This window comes from Paenibacillus sp. JNU01, from assembly GCF_059130585.1.
Map to the genome: position 1 here is coordinate 5,720,913 of NZ_CP169723.1, position 20,184 is coordinate 5,741,096.

Sequence of the window (20,184 nt, forward strand, 5' to 3'; positions counted from 1 at the left end):
ACCGACGATACTGCACGTTATACGTGAAATAACGGAGGATTCGGGACGTGGAACAACAAAATACATGGAATGCATCGATGAACAATACGTTGATTGACAGGTTAAAACAGATTCCTGAACTTGGTCAGGCTACGCAGATGGAACCAGTTATGAAGGGGTATTCAGCGGATGCCAAATTCAAAATGTTTGTCCCTGGCCAAGGCCATGTGTTGGTGAGGGTATATGATGTTGCTGAGGAATGGATGAAGCAAAAGGAATATCAATGCTTGAAGATCATGCAACAATTAGGTGTACTATGTCCAGCAACGTTCGGCACAGGTAGATTGGATGAGAAGAACGGTTATATGATTCTTAGCTACATTGAAGGCGAAGGTGCGTCCGAGAGACTGCCTCAATTGAATGAACAGCAGCAGTGGGCCGTTGGCTTGGAAGCAGGAGCACAGTTAAGGCTGATTCACCAGTTGCCGATGGAGGAACAGGTCGAATCATGGTACACACGCAAGAGCGCGAAGCATCAACGTTACATGGAGCGCTATAAACAGTGCCCTATCGTGATGAAAGAGGATCAGGCTATTCATACGTTTATCGCAGACCATCTCGATTGGATGAAAAATCGTCCAGATGGATTTCAGCATGATGATTTCCACCCGAGCAATCTTGTCGTTAAGCAGGATAAGCTCGCAGGAGTAATTGATTTTAATCGTTATGATCAAGGTGATCCCATTCATGAATTTTTGAAGCTGGGTTTGTTTGCTTCGGAGATCAGTATTCCATATTCCATAGGTCAGATTCAGGGTTACTTCGATGGCAAAGAACCGAATGAGTTATTCTGGAGATTGTATTCACTGTATACGGCTATGGCGCTAGTGTCTTCTGTGGTATGGATTCAGCAGGTGAAGCCGGAAGAGACACATGAGATGATGACCAGGATCGAGCGTGTCCGTGAAGATCATGATGATTTTCGCAGTTTCATCCCTCGGTGGTATACTTTGAACAGATCATGAATTATGGAAGGGAAAGGAATAATGCCGTGGCACAGCCAGCAACCATTCTGCTTGTCGATGATGAGCAGGAGATTATTAAACTGATGGAAATTTATTTTGGCAACGAGGGTTATCGGATTCTCACCGCGAATGACGGGCTTGAAGCGCTAGAACAATTGAAAAGAGAGTCGATTGATCTCATTATTCTGGATGTCATGATGCCGAATATGGACGGAATAGAAGCTTGTATGAAAATTCGGGAAGAGCAGAAAATGCCAATTATTATGCTGTCCGCCAAAAGCATGGATATGGATAAAATCACAGGGCTAAGCATCGGTGCTGATGATTATGTAACCAAACCGTTTAACCCGCTTGAACTTGTCGCACGGGCGAAATCTCAGCTGCGCAGGTATCATACCTTCAATGAAGGTCGGGAGAACAAAGAGCACGAGTGGATTATTGATGATCTGGTCATTAATACCGATACACATGAAGTCTGGGTGGATGAGCAGCCGGTTCGTCTGACTCCGCGTGAATTTGCTGTTCTCGAATTACTGGCACGCCATCAGGGCTCAGTACTCAGTATGGAACAGATCTATCGTCAAGTCTGGAAAGAAGAATTCATGGAGTCGAACAATACCGTCATGGTGCATATTCGCAAGATTCGTGAGAAAATTGAACTCGACAGCAAACATCCCAAGTTCATTCAGACCGTATGGGGTGTTGGTTATAAAATGATCAAACCGCAATAAACATGTACATCCACAGGATGTCATGTGATATGAACACATTCAGGGAGTTCCGACTATGAATTCAAAGTTGATTAATACAGTCCGATGGAAATTTATCTATGCATTTTTGCTGAGCGGCATATTAACTGCAGTTATGTTGTACGGGGGCAGTCAAGTGGGGCAAACCATCTTGGAATCTCAGACGTATCCGAATTATTCCATTCCGGCCCAAGGGATCAGGTGGTTGGTGAATAATATCGGTTCGGTGCCTTTAATGATTGTGGTAGGTGTGCTTAGTTTTGTGCTGTTTTTTTTCCTGTTCTCTCGCAAGGTGATGCGGGTTCTGGACGAAATAACGGCAGGAATTCAGGAAGTTGCCAAAGGCGAGTTATCACATCGCATTGAAGTGAAGACCTCGGATGAATTCGGAGTGGTGGCTGCAAGCATTAATCAGATGGCTGAACAATTGCAGTTATCGCTTCAGGAAGAACGTAATGCAGTTGCTGCCAAAAATGATCTGATTACAGGGATATCACATGATCTTCGTACACCGCTCACTTCTATTCTGGGATTTCTGGAGTACATCGAGAAGGATCGCTACCAGGATGAGATTGAGATGCGCTATTACGTTAGCATTGCCTATGAGAAATCCCTGACTCTTCGTAAGCTGATCGATGACTTATTCGAATATACGCGTGTTAGTGGCGGGAGTCTTCCATTGTCTTTGCAGGCGTTGAACCTAAATTCGTTTCTGATGCAGTTGGCTGAAGAGTTTGCTCCCATGCTGGAGGATGCTGGGATGACCTACAATTTTGTTGGCGGGCAAGAGCCACTATGGATACAGGCTGCTCCGGGGGAGCTTGTAAGAGCGTATGAGAATCTGTTCAGCAATGCTATAAGATATGGTTCGCAAGGGAAACGAATGGAGATTGGAATGGCTCTTGAAGGTAAGGAGGCTGTAATCCGCATCAGTAATTATGGTGAATCGATTCCGGCACAAGATCTGCCCCATCTATTTGAACGATTCTATCGTGTGGATAAATCCCGCTCCCGTGAAACGGGAGGCACGGGTCTCGGCCTGGCGATTGCCAAATCGATGATTGAATTACATCGAGGAAGTATCGTTGCCTATAGTGAAAATGGCAGAACAGATTTTGTTACCCGATTCCCTGTCACGGCTCCTCCCCCAAGTAATTACTCAGAGGAATAATAATTAAGAATTTGGTAAGAAGTTAACTACTTCCTCATTAAGAAATATTCGGTATTCTACCTCTATTACCATATTGTTGTATAGAGGAGGATACCGAATATGAAGTCCCGATTCAGTACTGTAAGACTAAGATACATATACATTGGAGGAGCAAGCGCGTTACTGAGCGCAGCCCTCCTTTTTGTCGTCTATCACATGCTGCGATTTGCGCATAACCATGTCCTTCCTGATACAGCATGGATAACGCGTATGATGAACTGGGGAATCAACCATATCGGCACAAAGCCGTTCTTCATCTTCATTGGGGGAGCTTTGTTTGCGATCTTTTTCTGGATTCGATCCCAGAAGATTGCGGAAGATCTCAGTCAGCTTGCACGCGGAACAGCCGAACTTGCGTTGGGCCATAACCCTGGAAGAATTGATGTTCTCAGTGGTGGTGAACTAAGACAGATTGCTGCCAATCTGAATACGATTGCGTCTCTCCTGCATGAGGAAGGGCTGAACATACCAGAACGGAAACATGAGACAAGAGAGATAGAGGGGGCGTCTATATACAATGAGCAACACGATCTAAAGCAACATGTGGAAGAAGACAAGGAGAATGCTCAGACTAGTTCTGCACAGGTTGACTTACCGATAAAGCTTACCCTATACGGCGTCCGTTCCTCTCTGGATGAGATCATCCAAGGGCGCTGTCAGGACGAGGTAGAAGTTCAGCATTGGGTCAGGTTGGCGTATGAACAGACATTGCTGCTTCAACATGCTCTGGAGAGTACACAACGGGATGGACTGGAACGCGGAGTTTCAGATGAACAGGTACACAAGGAGCCTGAATGTTGAAGCACAGGGGCAAGCGATGGACGTATTACGTATTTGATGCAGCAGTGGTTGTAGTTGTGATGTTGGCGCTTTTCTATCTCTATCTGATTACTTATGGTGAAGGAGTGCTTCGCAATCGTCCAGAGGCTATGCAGGTGGCCGCTTCAACCATGATTACGAATGCAGAGGGAACCGAAATTTCGAGGTTGCTTACTCAGACCAAAGGGTATTCGGAATATGCTGAACTGCATGCCATGCCGGATTTATTAAAGATGGCTTTTTTGGTTACAGAAGATCGACGTTTCTACAACCATGATGGACTGGATTTCATCGGTCTCGGCAGGGCCATTGTGCAAGACATTATACATATGAATCTGAGTCAGGGAGGAAGCTCCATCACGCAGCAACTGGCAAGAAATCTGTACTTAAATGGGGATAAAACGTTGAATCGAAAGGTGAATGAGATGTCGATTGCGATGGCCCTTGAGAAGAAATACAGCAAGGATGAAATTCTGGAGATGTATCTGAATCAGATCTACATGGGACGCCAGCAGTATGGTGTAAAAGCGGCAGCCTGGCGGTATTTCGGTATGAAGGATCTGCATCAGTTGGAATTATGGCAGATGGCTACATTGGCCGGAATGCCCAAAGGTCCGTCTATATACAATCCAGTAGATCAGCCTGAACTTTCCAAACAAAGACGTGCCGTTATCCTTGGACTCATGCATGAACAGGGACTAATTACACGAAAGCAGATGCTTGAAGCTCGTAGCGTAGAATACACGCCGCCTGAAACCGTATTGAACACAACAACTTCATCGGGCTTGAGCGAGCCCGCATATGTGTCTGCCGTGGACGCTGTGATTCAGGAGGCTTCTCGACTCACAGGCAAAAGTGAAGCAGAAATTCAATCGGCAGGTTGGATTATTCAAACCGGGCTGGACCAACAGGCGCAACGGGCGATGGAAGAAACATTTGCAGACACGACCCGATTCCCCGATGATCGCCAAGACGAGCAGGTCCAGGCAAGTATGGTGATTATCGACCAGCATAACGGTGAAGTAAAAGCGATGATGGGTGGACGTAATCCCTTGAAAGGGGGCATCAACCGGGCGATTATGGATGCCAGGCAGCCAGGCTCTTCTTTCAAACCGATTATTGCTTACGGCCCTGCATTGGAGTTGGGGAAGTTCAAGCCAGAGAGCATACTGCCGGACAAACGCTTGAGTTATGGCAACTATCAGCCCAGCAATCTGGGTGGGCGTTACAGCGGTTCAATATCGATGTCCCAGGCCCTGCAAAAGTCCATCAATGCCCCAGCCGTATGGCTGCTTCATGAAACCGGACTGAAATACGCACATCAATTTGCGGCACGACTCGGTGTTGAACTGGGGCAAGAAGATCTGAACCTCTCGATTGCCTTGGGCGGAGTGCATCAGGGGGTGTCTCCAATGAAGATGGCGCAGGCCTATACCGTGTTTGCGAATAATGGCAAGTTGAACACAGCCCATCTGATACGCAAGATTACAGATTCCCGTGGACGAACAATCTATGCTCATAAGTCGGAAAATAAGCAGGTAATCTCGTCTAGCACGGCGAATGCCATGACCAGAATGCTGCAAAATGTAGTTAGTCAGGGAACAGGGAGTCGGGCACAGTTAGGTCAGCACAAGGTAGCAGGTAAAACGGGAACGACTCAGGTTGCATTACCAGGTGTGGGAAGGGAGGCCAATCGGGATCTGTGGTTTGTTGGCTACACGAGTAACTGGACTGCGGCGGTCTGGATGGGGTTTGATCATACGGATGCAGAACATTATATGAGGTCAGGAAGTGGTGCTGCAGCGGATTTGTTCGCAACGGTAATGAAACGCGCAATGCAATAGACATCAAGTGAGGGCGAGCATAGGCCACATGCTCTGTTCGTCCTCTAAAATATACAGAATCCAGATTGTAATATATAATATGTTCTCTTATCTAACGTAACGCGTAAACAGGAGGATGACATGGACCATAACTACAATAACTCGGATACAGATGCGGATATGAACTCGCTGCAACCCAAAACCGGTATCAGACCGGAACGGCCGGGTATCTCCGGATTAGGTGGATGGCTTATTTTAATCCAGATCAGTCTTTGGCTTGCCCTGGTGTTTCTTATCTCGGATGTATCGCAGGTGAATGTCATCATGGACCCTGCCCGATGGGAAGTCGGCCGTGGTGTTGACCCGCAGATCTACACGGAGACGATTCGTCCACTCCTATGGTTTGGTTTCATTAGCAGCACCATACTATTGATGATCGTAATCGTGAATCTCATTCTTTTATATAGGCGGAAGAAACAGTTTCCACGCATGATGATGGTGATGTATCTGATGAATGTAATCATAAGCATCGTGACCTGGATTCTGATTGCGCGAAATGAAATCCCAAGAGAACAGCATGTGCTTGATGCCACTCCTGCTTTTCAGCTGATCGTAAGATCTATTCTGACGTGCTGTATCTTCATCCCGTATTTCCTGAAGTCGGTGCGTGTGAAGAATACGTTTGTGAAGTAAAAAGGATGAATTGGAATAGTATACGGCAGGCCCGTTAGCATACAAGAGATCATCCTGTATACTAACGGGCCTTATGTGTGTTGAAACTATGAAAAGAATAATCATTTTGATGATGATTTTGTCCGCAGTGAGGCGGGAATTCGGCGTATCATCTGGTTTAATACCTCGGATAACACCAGGCCTACGGCAATAGCGCCGGATAACATGAGTGCTTTGGCGGCCATCTCCATGGCGGCACTATAGTCATTTTGCACAAAACTCCGCATCGCATTATACGCCAGCCCACCAGGAACCAGAGGAATGATGCCTGCAACGCTAAAGATGATAACGGGTGCACGAAACATGCGAGAGAATACCTGGCTGATGACACCTACGGCTATAGTCGCTGCAAGGGTAGCAGGCACCGCATCCGCTGCATATTCAAGCACGATATAGATCATCCAGCCGATCATGCCGACAAATCCGCCGTGGAGCAGCATGCGCCGTGGTGCGTTGAAGATGATCCCAAACGCGGCTGAAGCGACAAAACTGGTTAAGGCTTGTTCAATAAAATGGAGCATATCTTGCATTCCTCCGTCTTACATAAAAAGTGAAAATACAACTGCAATGCCGGTCCCTATGGCAAAGGCGGTCAGAAATGCCTCGGCTCCCTTGGATAGTCCGGAGACGAGATGTCCGGCCATCAGGTCACGTACAGCATTGGTAATCAGCAGCCCCGGAACCAGCGGCATAACCGAACCAATAATAATTTTGTCCCGTTCATGGCCCACTCCCATATAGATCAGGAGAAACGCGAGTACGCCAATAACGAAGGATGCTGTAAGCTCGGCAAAAAATTTGACCCGTACCAGCCGGTGAAAGGCAATAACGGCTGCATAACCTATGCCCCCGCAGATCAGCGCAGGAAGAAAGTCGCTCCAGCCTCCGCCAAACATAATGGTAAAACAACCACTGGATAACGCCGCGGCCGTAAGCTGTACAGCCGTTGAGTAGGAGGAAGGCTTGCCTTCGATCTGTACCAACAGTTCATGGGCTTCCTGCGCGGATAGCTCACCATGTCCAATACGGCGGGAGACCGCATTCACCTCGGATACCTTATCCAGATCCGTCGTACGCTCGGAAATACGAATCAGCTTGGCGGGTTCGGTTGCATCAACAGAGAAGAAGATGCCTGTAGGCACTACGTAACTGTGTGAATGGGGTAAACCGAGCGCTGCGGCCATACGTTTCATCGTATCTTCCACACGGTAGGTTTCACCACCACTTTGCAGCATGATTTTGCCTGCGAGCAGACAGATTGCAATTACGCGGGATTGTTCAGTAGGGTTGTTGCCAATCATACCCGTCTCGACTTGTGATACGGGTGATGAATCATGACGTATGTATTCCAACCGGATCAAGCTCCGTTTCATAAGTGATATGGGGTGGTGCGACACCATTGTATCATATTTCACACGCCCGCAAGGAATCATACCGCACCAGCGCCAAGACCATAAAAAAGCTTCGTTCCCAAGACTTGAAGATCTTAGGAGCGAAGCTTCGTGGAACAGATTCGGATATAAACGGATAAACAGGAACAATATCCTACATCAACAGGGTAATAACCAACAATTCATACAGCACCAGCGGCAAAATCGTAGGTCCAAACAACGCGCGCGGTTCAGGATATCCATGCATCGGGGTAACCTGGAGATACAAAATCCCCCGGTCTGCACTGATGATGACACCTTCCCACACTTGACCATCGATATTCTGGACTTGTACCTTCTTGCCTATATGCTGTCGGGCTGTATGATGAAGCATATTCCGCACACTTTGCACGGATTGAAGCATCGGTTGATTGGCTTGATACACGACACGCATGGATGGCGTGGATGTGGATTCAGACATGATGCACAACCCTTCCTCAAAATAAGTTCTTACTTCAAGGTATGCATCTGCCTACAAAGGGTGATTACACAAACGCCATCTCCAGGCTCCCGCGTCCATTTTCATAGGCGACTTTGCCCAATGCTCCATTCACAAAGGTTAACTGGGGCGGCATATGGCCAAGATCCACGTCATACAGTACAGGAACATCCAGATCCCCAAGTGCAGAGGAGAGAGCATCAGTGAAGTTGAAATCCGCTGTATCGGAATAACCCGCAGGTCGGCCGAACATGAAACCTTTCACGCCTGCAAACCAGCCAGCCTGTCTCATCTGCCACAGATGACGGTAAATATCTCCTGCGCTCATCTCACAGCTCTCCAGATACCAGATGGTTCCTTCTTCTGCACAATACTGATCCAAAAACGATTGCATGGGTGCATACGGGGTGCCGATCAGACAGGTGATGGTATCCATACAGCCACCGATCAGTCGACCGGAGAACGAGACAGCGGTAACTGCATCTTCCGAATGGCCGAGCTGTTTCCAGCGTGAGGGTGTATCCAGGTTAAATCCAGGTAGTTCCATTTTCCATTCCGATTGATAATGCGTGGAAGACGATTGTGTAATCTGTCCGCCGTAAGGGGTCTGTAATACATCGATCCAGCGCGCAGTTACGGGATCAAGGGCGTGTGATCTTAAATCCACATAATTGGTGCCGTGCGCTGTCGCTGTGCCGGTGAGCAGGGTGTATGCGAATAAAAAGGTGCTGATATCCGAATAACCCATGACCCATTTGGGCGGCAATGTTTTCAAAGCTTCCCAATCCAGCAGGGGCAGGATATCCATGAGAAACTCCCCGCCCCATGGAGGGATAATGGCTTGAATAGTCGGATTGCGAAGAAATTCATTCATCTCTTCGGCGCGTTGCTCTTTGGAGGCACTCACACATTTGATGTTCTGGCGGAGCGATGGGCTTTCTATCACGCCAAAACCAAGGCGCTCTATGTTGCGTTTACTCTCCTCAAGATAATGGTGCAAGGATTCGCCTACACCGCTGGAGGGTGCAGCTACACCGATGGTATTTCCCGGAGCGAGTGGCTGCGGATAACGGATGGAACGTTGATTCATATCTAAACACACCTTCCCTATGAACATCATTGCTCGTAATAATGAATGTTTCCATTATATAGAATATTTGCGATAATCACAGCCTATGGGTAGAAAATTAAGGATTAACAGGAATGTCCAATGAGAAGGGAGACTTTACTTTCATCGGATAGGTGGAGATGTTCATCTTCACTTCCCCTTTTAAATTGGCTCCATTTTGGATAGTAGAAGAAACAATCGTATGACTGTCATCCGTCCCATCCCCACTACTCCAACTGGAGCCAGGAACTTCATATGATTTCCCTGCACTATCTGTAACTTCCCTGAAAGTGAGAACGAATCCACCTTCCATCCTGCCAGCAACGGAAAAATCAATAATTAGATCTTTGCCTTCGACCTTGCTGCCTACCATCTTCAATCCAGGTGGTCCACCTGTGATCCGGTGTGAATTCAGATTAAGGGTGAAATCCAACTCATCTTTATCCAAACCGGAGAAGCCAGATCCCTGTAACGTCAACTTTTTTGGTATGGAGAAGTACATGCTTTCGAAGTAAATGGAACGTTCATCCTCACCGGTTGAGGTATCCGTTCTCCACGCGCGCCCTTGCTCATCAACCAGTTGAAGATCGCTGAGGCCAAATACCTTCTTGGTATTTTTAGGATCAAAATTCACATCAAGCACAAGACGTGTTGGATACAGAGTAGCTTGTTTCACATCAATACGCTGTCCATCCACTGTTAACGTCTGATTCACAGGAATGACTTTTTTCATGCCTTTGGTAAGATTCTTGTCTACCGGGAACGTTATTTTCCACTTTTCTGCACGCGTTGTATCTCTGGACTTAAACACGACGCTTAGCTTCTCAGGAGGAGAGGCTTCATCTGTGAAAATGACGTCAATCATATTCTCATTCACATTCTCGTCTGGAGAAGGTGTTGGATAAGAGTGAGTAAACGCAACAGGCAGATCATTCCCGTTCTCATCGAGCAGATCGATATCATAGTTGAATTTCTGGGGTTCTTTCATGCCTTTCATCGTGTAAAAAATGACCATACGTGACTCGTCTGTGATAATGCCTTCAACGGTCAAGGAAGTACCATCATGCTCGTCGGTGACACCGACCTTCTGCAAGAGAGACTGATCGATCGCCATCATTAATCCTTTGTCCTGGCGAATCATGCTCACAATGCCTTCCATGCCAGGCAATTGCTCCACAAAGGATGCAAAAGCGGGAGAGACACGGATACATCCCGTAAACAGCAGGATGAGGGCAGCAGCCGAGATGGAGCTCATATACCAGCGCAGCCGGGACTTTCGCTTACGGGCAGCTTGGCGAATTCCCGCTTGCACAGCCTGGGAGGCAGAATCCGGTACTGGCATGGTTTCGTATTCCGTCTTACGAGCATTCAGACGTTCTTCCAATGCGTCGAATGATTTTTGTTCATCCGTCATGAAGATGCATCTCCTTTCATTTCAAGTTGATCCCGGAGCTGTCCGAGTGCCCGATGTAATCGGGATTTGACGGTTCCGGTCGGGATTTCCAGAATATCAGCAACTTCGGTTAGGGAGAAACCTTCAAAATAACTCAGGATAATAATCTGTTTACAATCCCGATCAAGGTTGGATACGGCGGCAGCAAGATCAGGGTCGGCAGGACGATCCCAGCTGCTGGGTTCATGAATCGCCGTATCGGGGCTGAAACGGCTTTTGCGTTTGCGTTCGTCTGCGCAGTAGTTGAGCAGAATGCGGATGAGCCAAGTGCCAAAGTAGGATGGCTCTTTTAATTTTTTGAGTTTACGAAATGCCCGGAAGGTTGATTCCTGAATGGCCTCCAGTGCATCACCTTGGTTGTGCAGGTAGGCATAGGCGATGCGGTACAGTCGACTATGATGCAATTCCATTAAGGCTGCAAAAGCCTCGGCATCCCCTTTTTGTGCGGCGATAGTGAGCTGAGTAGGGGTCACATGGCTCCTCCTTTCATGGTTGTGTTGAGTATTAGACCGTGTAAGGTGTCAAACGGTTCTTGTTTTCTGAAAAAAATATGATGTATTGTGATTTCTATAGAAGTTGAACTACATATGTATACGAGAACGTAGAGGACAACACAAATAACCGTCAGACCTTCTCTTTGTACTCCAAAAAGAGTCCTGACGGTTATTCATGTTATTGTCCAAGCTAGCTAAACATTATTGCTGCTGAGCTGCAACGGCTGCTCGCAGACATGAAGCTGTAGACGTATTACCGCGTTCAAGTGCAATGTCCAATGGGGTCTGACCCGCTGAGTTCAGCGCATGTGGATCTGCACCATACTGGATTAACATCTCGATAAGTTCGATCTGATCCGTATGAAATGCTGCCGAGTGCAGTGCATATTGTCCATCACTGTCCAAAATGCTCGTGGATGCCCCATGTTGAAGCAAAAGGCCGATTACTTCGGAAGAACGTTCCCCCGCAAGAGCAGCATGCAGTGCAGTATTGGACGGAATAAAGGAAATTTTGGAATGAGACAGGGCGTTAACATTGGCTCCATGCTCCAGAAGAACACGAACTGCTCCTGCTTGTCCATAATGAGAGGCATACCCCAGCGGAGTTAACCCATCCTGATTCTCCGTATTGGTGAGTTCCGGCTGAGAAGCGAGAATTCCAGCAATGGATACCGCATCTCCAGCCTGTGCAGCCTGAAATAGTTGATTCATCTGTTCTGCATGATCCATAAGGATTACCTCCATCTGATGAGATAATTTAATTACAGGGATTCATTATATAGCTTCTTCAGAGCTTCCAACCCAGGTACGGCAAAACAAGCGAGTGGAGAAGGCAGATCATGGAGCGGGAACCAGCCGATCTCACCGATGGCTCCGCCTTCTTCCAGATTACGAGCATGGCCGCCAATCACCTTGGTGGAATAGAGCACGGATATCCAATGTTCCTGCTGTTGTGGCTGGATTGTCTCCGCCGTGCAGAGCAGGCTGTCGATGGCGATATCCAGGTTCACTTCTTCCTTGATTTCACGGATGACGGCTGTCTCCAGGGACTCATAGGGATCTACTTTCCCGCCAGGAATACTCCAGGTGTGCTGTTCAGGCTGGCGGTTCCGCCAGGCGAGAAGCACTTCGCCCCGATCATTCAGGATGACCGCGCCTACGCCAATACGAGGTGAAAAATCAGCAGCTACCCTATTTCCGGATTCGGCAGCAGGGGCAGAACGATTAGATCCGAACGACAATGGAAGCCCAGACTGTGCCGACCATTCTTCCGCAAGGATACTCATCGAGATCAGGTCATAATGCATGCCATCCCGCAGAACTGCAGAACGCTGACGCCCCTCTTCCCGGAATCCGGCTTTTAGGTATGCGCGTCTCGCGGCTTCATTGTATTCAATGACTTCCAGCGCAATCCGGTTGAGGTTCAATTCATGGAAGCCATATCGGAGAATCAGGGCGAGGGCATCGCTGCCATATCCTTTACCCCGATCATTTTCTTCACCGATGCCAATGGCCAGACGGGCGGAGCGATTGTTCCATTCAATCCGGTAGAGGGCGGTGAAGCCAATGAATCGATTTCCCTCCAGTGTACGTAATGCAAATTCAAAGCCGTTGTCTCGACGGACAGAGGAGGAGCCTGTCTCATCCGGCGTTAATGGAACGGCAATATCGGTATCCATGTTGCGCAAATATTCGTAATCGTCCGTGAAGCGGGAGAGACGCATGCAATCTTCCGGGCATGGGGCTGCGAGTCTGACTTTGGAACCTTGAAAAGCATTTAAATGACGTGGAGCCATGTTGCACCTCTTTTGTTCGATATGAAATCTTTCATTTCATTCCATTATACTACGAACAGGAGCAGATACCGAAAAATGGCACTAAACCGTCTACATTCATTGAAAAACAACAAAAAAAAGCAGCCATTTCGGGCTGCTTGTACATTCATTATTTCAGATCATTCAATAAATTCTTCATTTTTTTGTAATGTCCACTGACCCGGTCAACCATGTAGTTATACATGAGTTGGTTCTCTGAAAGGTCCGCCATTTCCTTGTCAATGTCAACGTTATTGTTGTTATTGTTCATCGTGGTTTCGTTGTTCTCGACAATTCGGTACTGTACGATGGAAGAATGGGGATCACTGACAGGGAAGTGTTTTTCATGAGTCCGCTTCATGGCGAGCTGATCGGTTTTGCCATTCTCAACGATCCGTCTCAGCTCTTCCTGAAACTCTACCGTTTTCTTTTTGTAGTTGGGCGTGTCTGCATTGGCTATGTTGTTGGTAATGGCATTGTGCTGTGCAGTAAGCGCTTGTAACAGTGATTCGTTACGTCTTGTGGTATTCGTTTCGATCACAGGCTCAGTCTCCTTCACTGCATATTAATACAGTTACTCCTATAATAAAAAATAAAGTTGCACACTGTCAACATAACATAGAAAAAGACAAGCACATGCCGGAGGCTCTTGAAGAGAACCTTGCCTTCATGAAATCTTGTCTTAGACCTTGGCTGGCTTTCTGGATCAGCCTTCGAGCAGACTTTTAAGTGGGACGATTCATATTTTTGCCGTAATAGATCTCGTCCATCTCCAGCTTCAGCCACTCCGTAATCTCCTGTTGTTCCTTCTTGCTAAGCTTATCCTTGGTGTACCCAAACAGATAATTATCGAGGTCGAATTCCTTCAGCTTACATTTGGTGTGGAAAATATTCTCCTGATAGACGTTCACGTCAATCATGTCAAAGCTGTTCTTGATCTCGTCGGGAATATAATTCTGAATCGAGCCGATCTCATGGTCAATGAACAGCTTGCGTCCACTGGTGTCCCGCGTGAAGCCACGTACCCGGTAATCCATCGTCATAATGTCTGTATCAAACGAGTGGATCAGATAATTAAGCGCCTTGAGCGGTGAAATCTCACCGCAGGTGGAGACGTCGATGTCCGCACGAAAGGTACTTATGCCTTCACTAGGGTGAAACTCTGGGTAGGTGTGCACCGTGATATGACTTTTGTCCAGCTGCATAACGACGTTATCGGGCAGAGGGCCGGGAGATTCATCGAGTGATTCTTCGGGGATCTCCACAATAGGACCTTCCGAGACAAGGATCGTCACACTGGCACCTTGAGGCACATAATCCTGCTTAGCAACATTTAACACGTGGGCCCCGATGATGTCGGAGACGTTGTTCAGAATCTTGCTTAGCCGGTCGGCGTTATATTGTTCATCAATATATTCAATGTAAGCTTCGCGTTCGTCTTTGGTTTTCGTATAACAGATATCGTACATATTGAAGCTCAGCGACTTGGTCAGGTTGTTAAATCCATGCAGTTGAATGCGCTGCTCTGGCGTAATTGTCATGGTTGCAGTTCCCCTTATCCCATACGACATATCATCGCAGTTATAATACTACTTATACCCAACCTGACTCCAAAAAAAACATATGTACGTCATACGGAATGTTAATCTCATCTGATGATGGATGTGAACGGATGGACCTTGAACGGTCTGCATTGATCGAGCATGATTCAGAAGGAAGAATCGTCGAAGTCTACAATATCGTTCATGCGCTCATCTTCAGCTACCGATTGGATATCCTCTGAAGTGACACTGATGATCGTATAGTCCTCATTCTGCTGTTTCTTCACGGCTTTTTCCTTCACAAAACGGGGACTGCCTTCCCCGGCATCTTCATCATAAACGAGCAGAAGACCGTCGCTTTTACGCAGCAACAGGTCATCCCGGGCAGTGAACTGCCACGGTCCAATATAAGGCTGATTGCTAATCGCACCGTAATAGTCCACACCCGAGAGGATGGAACGGTAATACTCCTGCTTGTCTTCTTTCCATTGTTCCTCGGGGTTCTGAAAGGCAGTAATGATCGATAGTTTCAGATGTGGATACGTCTTCTTCAGATCAATCACGACTTCGCATGCCCACAGATCCACACCGTATTGTCCCGGCGTCAGCACCCATTCCAGACCATCCTCGACAAGAGGTGTGAGGCGGGAGGAGATGGCTTTTTTGATAAAAGGAATACCTTCATGTTTTTGTCCGAAAATTTGCAATTCATGTGCCCGGTAACCGGTAATCAACAGATTTTTCAGTGTCCGTTCCTCCTTTCAGGCATGATCAATGATCAGTGGAATTTTCTATATTTTCTATAGACACACACTAAAGATGCAGTTATTTCGCAGGTGGAGCATCTGCACGGAACGGATACAGGAATGGTTTCGGAATATCCGTTTCAAATGACATCAGCTCATCCGTTGTCGGATGAATAAATGAGAGTATACGTGCATGAAGTCCGAGACGGCCGAGGTCTCTTGTGCGTGCGCCATATTTTCGGTCACCGGCAATCGGATGTCCGAGATCTTCCATGTGCACACGAATCTGATTTTTGCGACCTGTCTCCAGACGTACTTCCAGCAGAGAGAAGTCGCGGTTCGACTTCAGACGTTTGTAATGCGTGATCGCATGTTGTCCATCATTCGGACGAGAGCTGGAGTACATTTTCAGTGTTTTGGTTTCCTTCAGCCAGGAAGAGATGGTGCCTTCTTCTTTGGCTACTGCACCTTCAACAAGGGCAACGTAGACACGGTCCTGCACATTTTCTTTCCAGTTGTTTTGCAGTTTCTGCTGTACCTCTTCACTTTTGGCAAACATCATTACACCCGATGTATCCCGATCCAGACGGTGGACGACAAAGATCCGGTTCAGCGGATTGGTGCGGCGTACATGCTCTGTCAGTTGGCGATAAGCTGTCAGATCATCCGTCTTGTCAGCGGCAATGGACAACAGTCCGGCTTCCTTGCGGATCACGATGATATCATCGTCTTCATGCAAAATGTTAATACCCGTCAAGGATGGAGCAGCGACTGCACCTTCTTTTCGGATGTAGACAATCTGACCTGGCGTTAGCGCTTCATTAAACTTGGTTACGACTTTCTGATCCACGGACACCTGTCCACGACCCAGAATGGACTTCACCGCGTTCCGTCCCGACTTCAAATGCTGCAACAGGAAGTTCAGCAGTTCGTCCGGTTCGGTGACTTTGTACTGGCGTGGTGGTTCCTGCTTGCGATAATAGGCATTGCCCGGGCGCTTGGAAGCACTGCCATTTTTGGATTTGTTACCTCCGGCTTTCTTCGGTGCGGCTGATGATTTGGCAGCTAGTGTTTTCTTATTCTCCTCCGTATTGCGTGATGCGGAAGCACCTGATGATTTTGCAGATGAGAAGTTAGACTTGCCAGAACGTGCTGTAGATGAACCTGCGTATGATTTTCCCTTGGCCGAGGCCGATGTTTTGCCTGTTGGACGTTTGCGTTTATTCATGAATAGTAATCTCCTTCTGAACAGCCTGTACCGCTTGTGTGCATACGATCCGTTCATTTCGTTATGCAGTCCAATATACCATTAACAGTCGACAAATAAAAATAGGTTCATGAAACTGCTATACATCCAATCCGAAGAGTTGTGAGATTCATAGGATATGGTATCCCATAGCATTGGAGGTGTTACTCATGGGCGTGTTTCTCGATATGAGAACTTCGATGAACTCGGGAACTGTTGGACAGCCCGGTTTGTCGCTGTCAGAATCCCCGACAGCTTTTGGTGCGATTGGTCTGCAGACTCAAGGCGTGGTGAATCCCATTATTACGTTGAACGGAACAGTGGGGGTTACGGGAGAACTTGGAGATACCTTTGTGGTGGAGCTGGTACGGGGATTCGTATATGATCCATTCTATGTCATCTACCGTGCTGAAGGGACGATTGGACAGAACGGCGGTGCCGAATTTCATTCGTTCACAGCTCAGGACCTGTCTGCACCACCCGCACTGGAAAGTGTGTATACTTCGTTCATCTCGGGGGTGTCCACAGCAGTAAGAACCGGGCCGGAGATGTTATACGGTATTGCAGCCACTGGTTAGTTGTGAGGCGTAATATCAATAAGCAGAGTGCTCGTCATCGCTTATGTTGACGGCAGAGTTCGTTTCATTTCCCAGAAACCAGAAGTAGAAGGTCGTGTAGCAATATATCTCGACTAGCGCTCAGCATGAAACCCCCGGCTTAAGGAGCCGGGGGTTTTGGTCATACAAATGTCTGTACAGTCAAGGCGGATCACTCATCTGAAGGATGGAGGTGTCCAGGGGGATCAGTTGGCACGCCCTTTCAGAATGATGTTGTTGGCTTTGCCGAAGTCAATGGCGACTTTGCCGGCGAGTGCAGCTGTACGCTCAGCCAGAACAACCGCGTTGACACCACAGGAGAAGAGAGCGACATCAAAGGTATCTTGATTCGTCTGAATCCACTCGAGTGTTTCCTGCATGTGATCATAGCTGTCGAAGGGCAGCGCAGTCACGATGTTTAAATGATACGGCTCACGTTCGAGCGTAGCACGCAAGGCTTCGGTCTCACGGGTAACGAGAAGCACACGCTTGCCTGCAAGCATCTGCCAGAAACGCGGATTTTGTGCCAGCTCCCGATTGACACAGGCATGACAAGTCCGTGAGGGAGAGATGCCAAAGTGGGCAAACACCATATCGGTCAGAGGTCGTTTGAGATAATCCGGCGCGTTAATGGTACTGTCACCGCGGGGAAGAACGCCGACGATATCCGCCCGTTGCAAGGAAGCGGCAACTTCATCCCGGAGCTGCGGGTTGGGAAGACGCAATCCCTTTTGTCCTAAATTGGCTTTCTTGGCCCAACGCTCCTGAAGGACCCGTTCCGTGGTCCATACGGTTTCTTGAGACATGACGATATTCTCGCCATCGCCGACACGTACAAGAGAGAGCGGACGCTGTTCAAGAAGCGCCGTTTCAAGCTGCTCAAGCACACCTTCCAGTTCAAGATAGATCGAATCCATTCAGCGATTGCCCCCTTTGAAAATAGAACTGCTCTATTCTATGTTGCGACTGGAGCAACGATATGTACGTTCGACCCGCAGGGCTTCATCTTCAGGCGTATATGAATCTATTTATATGAAAGTCAGTACATCTGTCGGTACCGCTTCTATTAACGTTTCATACGTTATAGAGTGCGGAATTCCAAAGGAGATGTTGCTTGGAAGAGATATGAATGTGATAGATGTGGCTCATTGAGAGACGGCATCGAGAGAGACGACATCAATACTATGAAAACGGTCTGTATGCTGTAAAAGGATCATGCAGTAGCGTTCATGAGGAGGAATGTTATGTCCAGGAAAGTTGTGATTGAGATTAACTTCAACAATTACGGGATGGACCCGCAGCGATTGACGCGGGAGTGGCTGGAACGTCGAATGAGCATCTTCCGCACGTTCACATTGCATTGCCTGAAGGCACAGACGAATCAGGATTTCCTGACCGTGGTGAAGCTGTCCAAGGAATCGGGGGAGTTGATGCAGGAGATTCTGGCAGGTCAAGAGCCGCTCCCTTCCAATATCCGTTTTGGAACAAATATTGAAAGTGTGCGTGCCATTCTGGCTTTTGCTGAAGGAGCAGAGGATATCTATATTGCCCGTCTGGATTCGGATGATCTGTATCATAGAACCTTTGTTCAGCAACTCTACGATATTCAGCCACAGCCGCAGACGATGGCATTGATTAACCAGAACGGCTATCTCTGGGATAGCGTGAACAACGAAATGGCACCAGCGTTTCATCGTTCTCCGCAATTCTATGTCTACCTGTATAAAACAGCCGAGTACGCATCCGGATACCGGGTCAAGCTTCCGGGCAGAGGTACACATGGCAATGTCATAGACTTGCCGCATGAACTGCTTGCTCCGCGCAATTATGTCAACATCGTACATTCAAACAATACTTCAGTGAAAAAAGTACCGCCAAAAGACCGATTAAGCCGGGATGAGATGGCCCAGGTATTACGCGAATTCATGATCTGATCAGGGGGGATTCATCGATGATTCAAGGACAAACGATTCTGATCACCGGAGGAACAGGCTCCTGGGGTCAAAAGCTGACCGAGGTGCTGCTGGAACAGGACCCGGCTGAGATTCGCCTTCTGTCACGCAATGAATACGCCCAGATTGCAATGCAGCGTGAGTTCAACCATGACCCGCGTCTGCGATTCATCATTGGAGATATCCGGGATTATCGGGCAGTGGAAGATGCATGCAGGGGCGTGGATGTGCTTTTCCATTTGGCTGCGCTGAAGCATGTGCCGGTCTGCGAGGACCAGCCGGATGAGGCGTTCAAGACCAATGTGATCGGCACACAGAACATTATTCGGGCTGCGATCCGTATGCAGATTCCCAAAGTTATTGATGTGTCCACGGATAAGGCGGTAGATCCGATTAACGTATATGGCATGACGAAGGCTTTGGGTGAAAAAATGATGATCCGTGCCAATTGGCTGAGTGAAGGGACCCGGTTTGTCTGCATCCGCGGCGGTAATGTGCTTGGAACCAGCGGAAGTGTCGTGCCCTTGTTCCGTCGCCAGATCGATGAAGGCAAGAGCCTGACCATTACAGACAAAGGCATGACCCGCTTTTTCCTTACACGTACCGAGGCCATACATTTACTGCTTAAGGCCGCTGAGGCAGCCGTGGGCGGGGAGACGTTTGTGATGAAAATGAAAGCTTGCAAGATGACGGATCTGGCTTCCGTCATGTTGGAACAGGCAGGTCGTCCATCCTTCGATTACAAGGTGACCGGAATTCGTCCGGGCGAGAAGTTGCATGAAGTGCTGATCTCGCCCTTTGAAGCACCGCGCACTCGTCAATACGATGCACAGTATTATGTGATCCTGCCGGAGCACCAGGACAAGGGACTGACGGATCAGTACAGCAGCCTGTCACATGTGAACTTCACAGAGTATCGTTCGGACAGTGCCATGATGAACAAACCAGCGATTGCCCGTTTTTTGCGTGCAGGCGGTTATATCGATTAGGGTGTGTCTCAAAACGGCTTCAACGGAGTTTTCAGACAC

22 protein-coding genes and 1 pseudogene are annotated in these 20,184 nt (G+C 47.9%); 9 read left to right on the forward strand and 14 right to left on the reverse strand.

The window, feature by feature from the left end; translation table 11 throughout:
* Positions 1 to 47: 47 nt before the first annotated feature.
* The 6 genes from NLBNIHML_RS24885 (at position 48) to NLBNIHML_RS24910 (ending at position 6,298) form a co-directional block, all read left to right on the forward strand.
* Entirely contained in the window at positions 48 to 1,004 is a 957-nt protein-coding gene (locus NLBNIHML_RS24885; protein WP_494353018.1) for an aminoglycoside phosphotransferase family protein, read from the forward strand.
* Positions 1,001 to 1,735 carry a response regulator transcription factor gene (locus NLBNIHML_RS24890; protein WP_339261349.1) on the forward strand — a complete coding sequence of 245 codons (735 nt, stop codon included), beginning with the start codon at positions 1,001 to 1,003 and terminating at the stop codon, positions 1,733 to 1,735. Before NLBNIHML_RS24885 ends, NLBNIHML_RS24890 begins: the two co-directional genes overlap by 4 nt.
* Positions 1,736 to 1,790: 55 nt before the next feature.
* On the forward strand, positions 1,791 to 2,924 hold the full coding sequence (locus NLBNIHML_RS24895) for a sensor histidine kinase (protein ID WP_339259697.1): 1,134 nt from the start codon (positions 1,791 to 1,793) through the stop codon (positions 2,922 to 2,924).
* A 99-nt stretch (positions 2,925 to 3,023) separates the two neighbouring features.
* Entirely contained in the window at positions 3,024 to 3,764 is a 741-nt protein-coding gene (locus tag NLBNIHML_RS24900; protein ID WP_339259698.1) for a hypothetical protein, read from the forward strand.
* Complete coding sequence (locus tag NLBNIHML_RS24905) at positions 3,758 to 5,626, forward strand: transglycosylase domain-containing protein (protein WP_494353019.1); 1,869 nt, start codon at positions 3,758 to 3,760, stop codon at positions 5,624 to 5,626. Before NLBNIHML_RS24900 ends, NLBNIHML_RS24905 begins: the two co-directional genes overlap by 7 nt.
* A gap of 120 nt (positions 5,627 to 5,746) precedes the next feature.
* A complete protein-coding gene (locus NLBNIHML_RS24910) occupies positions 5,747 to 6,298 on the forward strand; it encodes a DUF2569 domain-containing protein (RefSeq protein WP_339240491.1) in 552 nt (183 codons plus the stop codon).
* A gap of 101 nt (positions 6,299 to 6,399) precedes the next feature.
* Here the strand turns inward: NLBNIHML_RS24910 and NLBNIHML_RS24915 are convergent, their stop codons facing one another.
* The 13 genes and pseudogenes from NLBNIHML_RS24915 to NLBNIHML_RS24975 form a co-directional block, all read right to left on the reverse strand.
* Positions 6,400 to 6,858 (reverse strand): threonine/serine exporter family protein, encoded by a 459-nt coding sequence (locus NLBNIHML_RS24915; protein WP_339240493.1) that lies wholly within the window; start codon positions 6,856 to 6,858, stop codon positions 6,400 to 6,402.
* An 18-nt stretch (positions 6,859 to 6,876) separates the two neighbouring features.
* Positions 6,877 to 7,638 carry a threonine/serine exporter family protein gene (locus NLBNIHML_RS24920; RefSeq protein WP_342573298.1) on the reverse strand — a complete coding sequence of 254 codons (762 nt, stop codon included), beginning with the start codon at positions 7,636 to 7,638 and terminating at the stop codon, positions 6,877 to 6,879.
* A gap of 244 nt (positions 7,639 to 7,882) precedes the next feature.
* Positions 7,883 to 8,188, reverse strand: coding sequence for a hypothetical protein (locus NLBNIHML_RS24925; protein ID WP_091015194.1), 306 nt, complete (start codon positions 8,186 to 8,188; stop codon positions 7,883 to 7,885).
* Between the two features lie 64 nt (positions 8,189 to 8,252).
* A complete protein-coding gene (locus NLBNIHML_RS24930; RefSeq protein ID WP_494353020.1) occupies positions 8,253 to 9,296 on the reverse strand; it encodes a S66 family peptidase in 1,044 nt (347 codons plus the stop codon).
* Between the two features lie 97 nt (positions 9,297 to 9,393).
* Entirely contained in the window at positions 9,394 to 10,728 is a 1,335-nt protein-coding gene (locus NLBNIHML_RS24935; protein ID WP_494353021.1) for a DUF4179 domain-containing protein, read from the reverse strand.
* Positions 10,725 to 11,240: an RNA polymerase sigma factor gene (locus tag NLBNIHML_RS24940; protein WP_339240499.1), complete on the reverse strand. Its 516-nt coding sequence runs from the start codon at positions 11,238 to 11,240 to the stop codon at positions 10,725 to 10,727. Before NLBNIHML_RS24940 ends, NLBNIHML_RS24935 begins: the two co-directional genes overlap by 4 nt.
* Positions 11,241 to 11,462: 222 nt before the next feature.
* Positions 11,463 to 11,990, reverse strand: a complete 528-nt coding sequence (locus tag NLBNIHML_RS24945; protein ID WP_339259704.1) for an ankyrin repeat domain-containing protein — start codon at positions 11,988 to 11,990, stop codon at positions 11,463 to 11,465.
* Between the two features lie 32 nt (positions 11,991 to 12,022).
* Complete coding sequence (locus NLBNIHML_RS24950; RefSeq protein ID WP_494354761.1) at positions 12,023 to 12,427, reverse strand: NUDIX domain-containing protein; 405 nt, start codon at positions 12,425 to 12,427, stop codon at positions 12,023 to 12,025.
* Positions 12,428 to 12,616: 189 nt separating this feature from the next.
* Positions 12,617 to 13,057, reverse strand: a pseudogene (locus NLBNIHML_RS24955) (GNAT family N-acetyltransferase); the annotation flags it as partial.
* Positions 13,058 to 13,205: 148 nt separating this feature from the next.
* Positions 13,206 to 13,616, reverse strand: coding sequence for a flagellar basal body rod protein FlgB (flgB, locus tag NLBNIHML_RS24960; RefSeq protein ID WP_253432078.1), 411 nt, complete (start codon positions 13,614 to 13,616; stop codon positions 13,206 to 13,208).
* Positions 13,617 to 13,800: 184 nt separating this feature from the next.
* Positions 13,801 to 14,616, reverse strand: a complete 816-nt coding sequence (gene speD, locus NLBNIHML_RS24965; RefSeq protein ID WP_253432081.1) for an adenosylmethionine decarboxylase — start codon at positions 14,614 to 14,616, stop codon at positions 13,801 to 13,803.
* 167 nt (positions 14,617 to 14,783) lie between these two features.
* On the reverse strand, positions 14,784 to 15,362 hold the full coding sequence (locus NLBNIHML_RS24970) for an SLOG family protein (RefSeq protein WP_442031603.1): 579 nt from the start codon (positions 15,360 to 15,362) through the stop codon (positions 14,784 to 14,786).
* A 79-nt stretch (positions 15,363 to 15,441) separates the two neighbouring features.
* A complete protein-coding gene (locus NLBNIHML_RS24975; protein WP_494353022.1) occupies positions 15,442 to 16,590 on the reverse strand; it encodes an RluA family pseudouridine synthase in 1,149 nt (382 codons plus the stop codon).
* A gap of 188 nt (positions 16,591 to 16,778) precedes the next feature.
* On the opposite strand from NLBNIHML_RS24975, the gene NLBNIHML_RS24980 reads away from it, so the two are divergent.
* Complete coding sequence (locus NLBNIHML_RS24980; RefSeq protein ID WP_339240503.1) at positions 16,779 to 17,186, forward strand: hypothetical protein; 408 nt, start codon at positions 16,779 to 16,781, stop codon at positions 17,184 to 17,186.
* 224 nt (positions 17,187 to 17,410) lie between these two features.
* Here the strand turns inward: NLBNIHML_RS24980 and NLBNIHML_RS24985 are convergent, their stop codons facing one another.
* Positions 17,411 to 18,121 (reverse strand): GT-D fold domain-containing glycosyltransferase, encoded by a 711-nt coding sequence (locus NLBNIHML_RS24985; protein WP_339259707.1) that lies wholly within the window; start codon positions 18,119 to 18,121, stop codon positions 17,411 to 17,413.
* Positions 18,122 to 18,448: 327 nt separating this feature from the next.
* Here NLBNIHML_RS24985 and NLBNIHML_RS24990 point away from each other — a divergent pair, with 327 nt between their 5' ends.
* Both NLBNIHML_RS24990 and NLBNIHML_RS24995 read left to right on the forward strand, forming a co-directional pair.
* Positions 18,449 to 19,138, forward strand: coding sequence for a glycosyltransferase (locus NLBNIHML_RS24990; RefSeq protein ID WP_339303489.1), 690 nt, complete (start codon positions 18,449 to 18,451; stop codon positions 19,136 to 19,138).
* A gap of 17 nt (positions 19,139 to 19,155) precedes the next feature.
* Complete coding sequence (locus NLBNIHML_RS24995) at positions 19,156 to 20,145, forward strand: polysaccharide biosynthesis protein (protein ID WP_124113486.1); 990 nt, start codon at positions 19,156 to 19,158, stop codon at positions 20,143 to 20,145.
* Positions 20,146 to 20,184 lie beyond the last annotated feature (39 nt).

What these genes read in the sequence shown, in the direction of transcription:
- NLBNIHML_RS24925 (WP_091015194.1), bottom strand. Translation starts at nt 8,188, where the DNA reads ATGTCTGAATCCACATCCACGCCATCCATGCGTGTCGTGTATCAAGCC.
- speD (WP_253432081.1), bottom strand. Translation starts at nt 14,616, where the DNA reads ATGACAATTACGCCAGAGCAGCGCATTCAACTGCATGGATTTAACAAC.
- NLBNIHML_RS24975 (WP_494353022.1), bottom strand. Translation starts at nt 16,590, where the DNA reads ATGAATAAACGCAAACGTCCAACAGGCAAAACATCGGCCTCGGCCAAG.
- NLBNIHML_RS24990 (WP_339303489.1), top strand. Translation starts at nt 18,449, where the DNA reads ATGTCCAGGAAAGTTGTGATTGAGATTAACTTCAACAATTACGGGATG.
- NLBNIHML_RS24900 (WP_339259698.1), top strand. Translation starts at nt 3,024, where the DNA reads ATGAAGTCCCGATTCAGTACTGTAAGACTAAGATACATATACATTGGA.
- NLBNIHML_RS24905 (WP_494353019.1), top strand. Translation starts at nt 3,758, where the DNA reads ATGTTGAAGCACAGGGGCAAGCGATGGACGTATTACGTATTTGATGCA.
- NLBNIHML_RS24895 (WP_339259697.1), top strand. Translation starts at nt 1,791, where the DNA reads ATGAATTCAAAGTTGATTAATACAGTCCGATGGAAATTTATCTATGCA.
- NLBNIHML_RS24995 (WP_124113486.1), top strand. Translation starts at nt 19,156, where the DNA reads ATGATTCAAGGACAAACGATTCTGATCACCGGAGGAACAGGCTCCTGG.
- NLBNIHML_RS24935 (WP_494353021.1), bottom strand. Translation starts at nt 10,728, where the DNA reads ATGACGGATGAACAAAAATCATTCGACGCATTGGAAGAACGTCTGAAT.
- NLBNIHML_RS24915 (WP_339240493.1), bottom strand. Translation starts at nt 6,858, where the DNA reads ATGCTCCATTTTATTGAACAAGCCTTAACCAGTTTTGTCGCTTCAGCC.
- NLBNIHML_RS24930 (WP_494353020.1), bottom strand. Translation starts at nt 9,296, where the DNA reads ATGAATCAACGTTCCATCCGTTATCCGCAGCCACTCGCTCCGGGAAAT.
- NLBNIHML_RS24945 (WP_339259704.1), bottom strand. Translation starts at nt 11,990, where the DNA reads ATGGATCATGCAGAACAGATGAATCAACTATTTCAGGCTGCACAGGCT.
- NLBNIHML_RS24910 (WP_339240491.1), top strand. Translation starts at nt 5,747, where the DNA reads ATGGACCATAACTACAATAACTCGGATACAGATGCGGATATGAACTCG.
- NLBNIHML_RS24985 (WP_339259707.1), bottom strand. Translation starts at nt 18,121, where the DNA reads ATGGATTCGATCTATCTTGAACTGGAAGGTGTGCTTGAGCAGCTTGAA.
- NLBNIHML_RS24980 (WP_339240503.1), top strand. Translation starts at nt 16,779, where the DNA reads ATGGGCGTGTTTCTCGATATGAGAACTTCGATGAACTCGGGAACTGTT.
- NLBNIHML_RS24920 (WP_342573298.1), bottom strand. Translation starts at nt 7,638, where the DNA reads ATGATTGGCAACAACCCTACTGAACAATCCCGCGTAATTGCAATCTGT.
- NLBNIHML_RS24890 (WP_339261349.1), top strand. Translation starts at nt 1,001, where the DNA reads ATGAATTATGGAAGGGAAAGGAATAATGCCGTGGCACAGCCAGCAACC.